The sequence below is a fragment of the Shewanella sp. 10N.286.52.B9 genome, from assembly GCF_002873635.1.
Taxonomy (GTDB): domain Bacteria; phylum Pseudomonadota; class Gammaproteobacteria; order Enterobacterales; family Shewanellaceae; genus Shewanella.
In genome coordinates, this window is the sequence record NZ_MCTY01000108.1 from 1 (window position 1) to 5,805 (window position 5,805).

The window sequence follows — 5,805 nt, forward strand, 5'->3', positions numbered from 1 at the left end:
TTTCAACCGGTTAATTATGAAGCTTTAAAAGCAGCTTAATTAACGCTAACACCTTGAGGCTATTGGCCTGTCGCCGTGTCAGTGGATGCGCATTATAGGCAAGTTAAGATTTAGCGCAAGGGCTTTTATGCATAAAAATGCCTTTACCTGTTTGCTTGCTGGGATTTTAAACTCATCAGCTAGTTTTTATTCATTTTTAGCCCCCAACAGCGACTTTTTGGCTTTATACTGGGTGCAATTAAACAAATCAGGGATTTTATATGTTTAGCTCTATTCGTTGTTATCAAGGTATTCATCCTCAATTGGCAGATAATGTCTATGTAGATAGTACAGCTGTTTTAGTGGGTGATATCGCCCTAGACCATGATGCGAGTATTTGGCCTATGGTCGCTGCCCGTGGTGACGTGAACATTATTCGTATTGGCAAGCGCAGTAATGTGCAGGATGGTTCAGTTCTTCATGTGACCCGCAAGTCTCCATCAAAGCCTGAGGGTAATCCGCTGATCATTGGTGATGATGTCACTATTGGTCATAAAGCTATGCTGCACGGTTGCACGGTTGGTAATCGGGTCTTGGTTGGCATGGGAGCCATTTTATTGGATGGCGCGATTGTTGAGGATGATGTGATTATCGGCGCAGGTTCTTTAGTGCCACCAGGGAAAGTACTGCAAAGTGGTTTTCTTTATGTAGGAAGCCCTTGTAAACAGGTTCGCCCCTTAACTGATAATGAAATAGCTTTCTTACCACAATCAGCTGATAACTATGTCAGATTGAAAAATGAATACTTAGTAGATCTGCAGACTACAAGATAATTATAATTGTGCCCTACTGTTATGATAGAAATAGCTAGTAGGGCTATAATTGATTGTGTAAAGCGATAAGACTCTTATATAGTAATGTTTCCCTGCGGATCAAATTCTTCTGCTTCTATCATCTCTTCGGCTATATCTTCTAGATCAAAACGTACTCGTTCGAATATTGCTAATGCCTGTTCTGCTTGCATAGGTTGTTCAGCTGCAGTTTGTTCACTGCTTATTAGCTGTAACAACTTTTCCTTGCTAACAATGCAATTGATATTCATGCCTTGCACTTGAGCACTAAACAGCATTGTTTGTTGTTGAGTATTCCATTCAACGAGATCGGTAAATATTACACTTTGGTTCATCTTGAGTACTCGGTGTTTTATTGGTTTATTTAAGTTGTGCTCTTAGCGTTTGATGAATAGCCTGAGTAGCCGGTTTAACACCGCGCCAAATATAAAAGCTTTGTGCAGCTTGTCCCACCAGCATTCCCAAACCATCGGCAACGGATTGCGCGCCGTTTGCTAATGCCCATTGGTTAAATAAGGTAGTCTCAGCACCATATGACATGTCATAGCAGTTGGTGTGACTTGCTATGATCTGTTCAGGTAATTTAATCAACTCACCGGCTAATCCGGCTGAAGTCGAATTAATCACAATATCAAAGCTGTTATTGAGCTCATCGACGGGAGTTGCCTGCACACGTCCATACTCAGCGAAAATAGCTTGCAAGGTTTGCGCTTTAGCATAGGTGCGATTACATATGGTTACTTGAGCCTGTGATTCTAGTAATGGTTTAAGGCAACCCCGTGCTGCGCCACCCGCTCCGATTAACAATACGCGTTTACCCTTTAAAGCACCAAAGTGCTGCATGACATCGTTTACTAAGCCAATACCATCGGTATTGTCACCACGAATGCGTCCATCAGTTAAATAGATAAGGGTATTCACGGCTCCTGCCAGTTTTGCAAGATCACTTAACTCATCACATATGGCATAAGCTTGCTCTTTAAAAGGCGCGGTTACATTGGCGCCTTTGCCACCGTCATTGAAAAAAGCCATTAGGGACTGAGAAAACTGATCCACAGGTGCAAGAATTGCTTGATAGCTAATGTCCTGTCCAGTTTGACGCGCAAACTCAGTATGAATGAATGGCGATTTACTTTGTGCAATTGGATTGCCAAATACTGCATACTTATCGGTCATTAACTTTCTCTATTCCCTAATTATTAATTCAACTTATGAGCATGGCTTATTGAGTATAAGCTTGTGGCATAGTCGACTTCTGAATATAGCGGTCGCGTAGCTCATCTTGGCGACTTTGCATGTTTTGCACTTCACCGTTAATCCACATTGTTTGAATCGCACTACTGTACTCAAATGGATCACCGCTCCAAAGCACCATATCTGCAGGTTTTCCTGTGGCAATGCGACCAGCATCTAGATGGAAGATATCAGCAACATTAGCGGTTATTGACGCCATGGCTTGATTATAATCCATGCCATTGGCAACCGCATTACCTGCTGCGTAACGTAAACCATAAATGCCATGGGCATCACCCGGTGTCGCCAGTATCACTTTGACCCCAGCTTTACTTAATTTTCCGGCGTTATCCAGTGAATTATGTAAAGAGTCAAAACTTTCAGGTAAATTGCGCATCGCGTCCATCACCACAGGTATGTTTGCGGCGGCCAATTGCTCTGCAACCACAATAGCATCGGCAGCTTTAAGTAATACCAAATCGAGGTTAAAGCGAGCTTTTAAGTTAATTAGTTGCAAGATGTCACTGGCTCTGTCGACATCAACCACCATAGTGATATCACCTGCAAGTACAGCATTGAGTAGTAACTCTTCTTTGCTTGGCGGTTTTGTCGCATCGGCTTTTTTAGCATCAGCTTGTTTATCCGCAGCTAAAGCTGTTTGTCTTGCTTCAAGTTTATTAATCAGTTGTTGCATACCGATAATACGTGAGCCTTCATGCACTGCGCCTAACTGCACCAATACGGCTTTTTCAGTTGCGACCACACTATCCCAGTGTCCTGTTAGCTCGACTTCAATAGCTTGGCCTGAAAAAATTGATTCTCCACCACCTGGTACCACGATATTGCGGCTAATGCCGCCTTTGCGGGCAAAGGCAATTGCGCTACTTTTAGGGTTAAAGGCTAAGCTTGGGTCGAAGCTGATATCAGCGTCTTTAGCATTAACATCACGGGTTATTTTTTCTTGACCGATTTCCACCAAACCTAAGTAGTTCATTGAGCTAATAAAGCCTGGGGTTAATACACTGCCTTTTGCATCAATAATATTATCCGCAATAACTGCTGAGTCATTTGATTGCTTAGCATTTACAGCGATGATGTGGCCATCTTCAATGACAACCGTAGCACTATCAAGTACGCCCTGTTCAGTTGAGGTATATACCTTAACATTAGTAATTGCCGTGGTTGCAGCAGACGCGATGATTGGGGTCAAACTCGCGAGCATAGCGACAACGACCAGTGATTGGTTAAACTTTTTCATTGTATTGCTCCTTATTGTTGACCTAGCATGAAATCACTTTTAGCGCGGTAAGCATCGTCTTGATGATCAAACACTTTGGCGCCATCGATAAACACTTGCTCAGCTTTGGCATACACACTAAATGGATTGCTATTCCAAATTACCACATCGGCGTTTTTACCCACTTCAAGGGAACCGGTTTTATCTGCAATACCTAATGACTTGGCCGCATTCGAGGTGATCCAACCAATAACGTGTTCTTCTTTTAGATCAAAACCGTTTTGATTAGCACTATGCATAATTTTGGCGGTTTCTTGGTTAAGGCGCTGAATGGTCACGCTAGAGTCGGAATGCACCACAGCGCAGGAGTTGTTAACCGCATCTACGATGGCTGCATTTTCAACCACCATGTCATAGGCTTCCATTTTAAAGCCCCACCAATCAGGCCACATTGCGGCGCAGTTACCATTTTCAGCTAACAACTCAGCTATTTTATAACCTTCAATTGCATGGTGGAATGTACCGGAGTGATAGTTAAACTCTTTGCCTAAATCCACCATCATCGCCATTTCTTCCGCTTTATAACAATGGTTATGAATTAAAATGTCACCCTCTAACACGCCGCGTAAAGTGTCTTTGGTAAGATCTCGCTCTGGCGCTGATGGGTTTAAACCAGCAGCATAATCCGCATCATATTTATCCCAAGCTCGCTTGTACTCAGTGGCCTCAATGAAAGCTTGACGATAACCCGCCATATTACCCATTCGGGTCATGGGCGCTTCTTTACGCTTTCTGCCATAGGCACCTTTAGGGTTTTCACCACAGGCCATTTTCAATCCATAAGGGGCTTGGGGGAACTTCATGCCTTGCATGGTGGTTGCTGGGATGTTTTTTAAGGTCACCCCGCGACCACCAATTAAATTGGCAGAGCCAGGTAAGATTTGTAAAGTGGTGATACCACCTTCACGGGCACGATTAAACCCCGGATCTTGCGGCCATACGCTATGCTCTGCCCACACTTCAGCGGTATTGGGAGAGGTCACTTCGTTGCCATCGCCATGGGCATCTGCGCTAGGGCTTGGATACACGCCAAGGTGTGAGTGAACATCTACAATACCTGGGGTTATCCATTTACCGCTAGCATCAATCACAGTGACATTGTCTTGACTTAATTGCCTGCCAACCGCATTAATTTTGCCATCCATCATTAGGACATCAGCGCCGTCGATTCTTTCACCTGTACCTGTTAGCACAGTAGCGTTAATCAGCAAGGTCGATGTTCTTGGCATCACTTGGTAAGTACTTGGGTAGGGATTTTTATTAATACTAACTTTAGGGTCTTGCTGGGCTGAGTTACAGCCAAGCAGGGCTGTTGAAATCGCAATTACAATTAATCTTGGTGCCATCTTGGCCATGATCTCGGTCCTCGTTATTATTGTTATTATTGTTATTAGAACGCCTAAGTTATCCGATAAGCATCTGACATCACAACAGATAAATTTAGCAAAACATTAACAAAATATGTTTATGGCTTAGTAAAGCGAGAGATATAAACGGGATTAATCGTTATAATCAAGCCACTTTCATTACTTATACTCAGTGTCGATACCATGAATTGGTTAAAAAAACTTTTTAGCAATAAGGCGCAACCTGATGACCGAGATCCAAATCAGTCCAATGCCTATGATTTAATTGGTGGCGAGAAGACCATTCGCTTAATTGCCCAAAACTTTTACCAGCAGATGCAAAGCCGTGAAGACACACAGCCGCTACTAGCTATTCATCGCGCTCCAATTAAAGATTCACAACAAAAGTTATTTGAGTTTTTAAGTGGCTGGTTAGGTGGCCCACAGCTTTATCAGCAAAAGTATGGCCACCCGGCATTACGGGCACGGCATATGCCGTTTGATATTGACCAAACGATGGTTGATCAATGGTTAACCTGTATGGAGCAAGCCATTGCTGAGGCAATAAAAAAGCCTGAACATCAACAAGTGATATTTCAGGCCATTTCGCAGCTTGCCAATAATATGCGTAATAAAGATTAGCTTTCGAGCTTCAACCAATCTTGTGGTTTAAGGTAGCGCTCGTATAGCTCCGCCTCTTGGGAGCCTTCTTCTGGGGTAAAGCCATATTCCCAGCGAGCTAATGATGAAGCATAGACATTAGAATCGATTCCGCACCGCCACCAACCTGTCGACTAAATTATACCGACTCATTTAAAGCTAGCTTTCCAGCTTCAACCAATCTTGTGGTTTAAGGTAGCGCTCGTATAGCTCCGCCTCTTGGGAGCCTTCTTCTGGGGTAAAGCCATATTCCCAGCGAACTAATGATGAAGCATAGACATTAGAATCGATTCCGCCCCACCAATCTGTCGACTAAATTATACCGACTCATTTAAAGCTAGCTTTCCAGCTTCAACCAATCTTGTGGTTTAAGGTAGCGCTCGTATAGCTCCGCCTCTTGGGAGCCTTCTTCTGGGGTAAAGCCATACTCCCAGCGAAC

The 5,805-nt window shown here is 43.5% G+C and carries 6 protein-coding genes and 3 pseudogenes; 2 read left to right on the forward strand and 7 right to left on the reverse strand.

Annotated elements, in window-relative coordinates:
• Positions 1 to 260: 260 nt before the first annotated feature.
• Positions 261 to 812 carry a gamma carbonic anhydrase family protein gene (locus BCU91_RS06980; protein ID WP_102436278.1) on the forward strand — a complete coding sequence of 184 codons (552 nt, stop codon included), beginning with the start codon at positions 261 to 263 and terminating at the stop codon, positions 810 to 812.
• A gap of 74 nt (positions 813 to 886) precedes the next feature.
• On the opposite strand, the gene BCU91_RS06985 is transcribed toward BCU91_RS06980, so the two are convergent.
• The 4 genes from BCU91_RS06985 to BCU91_RS07000 are packed head-to-tail and all read right to left on the reverse strand — an operon-like array spanning position 887 to position 4,715.
• On the reverse strand, positions 887 to 1,165 hold the full coding sequence (locus BCU91_RS06985; RefSeq protein ID WP_102436280.1) for a DUF1488 domain-containing protein: 279 nt from the start codon (positions 1,163 to 1,165) through the stop codon (positions 887 to 889).
• 25 nt (positions 1,166 to 1,190) lie between these two features.
• Positions 1,191 to 2,006: a shikimate dehydrogenase gene (gene aroE, locus BCU91_RS06990; RefSeq protein WP_102531180.1), complete on the reverse strand. Its 816-nt coding sequence runs from the start codon at positions 2,004 to 2,006 to the stop codon at positions 1,191 to 1,193.
• A gap of 46 nt (positions 2,007 to 2,052) precedes the next feature.
• Entirely contained in the window at positions 2,053 to 3,321 is a 1,269-nt protein-coding gene (locus BCU91_RS06995) for an amidohydrolase family protein (protein WP_102531181.1), read from the reverse strand.
• A gap of 11 nt (positions 3,322 to 3,332) precedes the next feature.
• Positions 3,333 to 4,715 (reverse strand): amidohydrolase, encoded by a 1,383-nt coding sequence (locus tag BCU91_RS07000; RefSeq protein ID WP_102531182.1) that lies wholly within the window; start codon positions 4,713 to 4,715, stop codon positions 3,333 to 3,335.
• A gap of 195 nt (positions 4,716 to 4,910) precedes the next feature.
• Here BCU91_RS07000 and BCU91_RS07005 point away from each other — a divergent pair, with 195 nt between their 5' ends.
• Entirely contained in the window at positions 4,911 to 5,348 is a 438-nt protein-coding gene (locus BCU91_RS07005) for a group II truncated hemoglobin (RefSeq protein ID WP_102436288.1), read from the forward strand.
• Here the strand turns inward: BCU91_RS07005 and BCU91_RS20550 are convergent.
• The 3 pseudogenes from BCU91_RS20550 to BCU91_RS20560 form a co-directional block, all read right to left on the reverse strand.
• Positions 5,345 to 5,490 (reverse strand): annotated as a pseudogene (locus BCU91_RS20550) (coproporphyrinogen III oxidase); the annotation flags it as partial. The gene BCU91_RS07005 and the pseudogene BCU91_RS20550 overlap by 4 nt on opposite strands.
• A gap of 35 nt (positions 5,491 to 5,525) precedes the next feature.
• Positions 5,526 to 5,674: pseudogene (locus BCU91_RS20555) on the reverse strand (coproporphyrinogen III oxidase); the annotation flags it as partial.
• 29 nt (positions 5,675 to 5,703) lie between these two features.
• A pseudogene (locus BCU91_RS20560) lies at positions 5,704 to 5,805 on the reverse strand (coproporphyrinogen III oxidase); the annotation flags it as partial.

What these genes read in the sequence shown, in the direction of transcription:
- BCU91_RS07000 (WP_102531182.1), bottom strand. Translation starts at nt 4,715, where the DNA reads ATGGCCAAGATGGCACCAAGATTAATTGTAATTGCGATTTCAACAGCC.
- BCU91_RS07005 (WP_102436288.1), top strand. Translation starts at nt 4,911, where the DNA reads ATGAATTGGTTAAAAAAACTTTTTAGCAATAAGGCGCAACCTGATGAC.
- BCU91_RS06985 (WP_102436280.1), bottom strand. Translation starts at nt 1,165, where the DNA reads ATGAACCAAAGTGTAATATTTACCGATCTCGTTGAATGGAATACTCAA.
- aroE (WP_102531180.1), bottom strand. Translation starts at nt 2,006, where the DNA reads ATGACCGATAAGTATGCAGTATTTGGCAATCCAATTGCACAAAGTAAA.
- BCU91_RS06995 (WP_102531181.1), bottom strand. Translation starts at nt 3,321, where the DNA reads ATGAAAAAGTTTAACCAATCACTGGTCGTTGTCGCTATGCTCGCGAGT.
- BCU91_RS06980 (WP_102436278.1), top strand. Translation starts at nt 261, where the DNA reads ATGTTTAGCTCTATTCGTTGTTATCAAGGTATTCATCCTCAATTGGCA.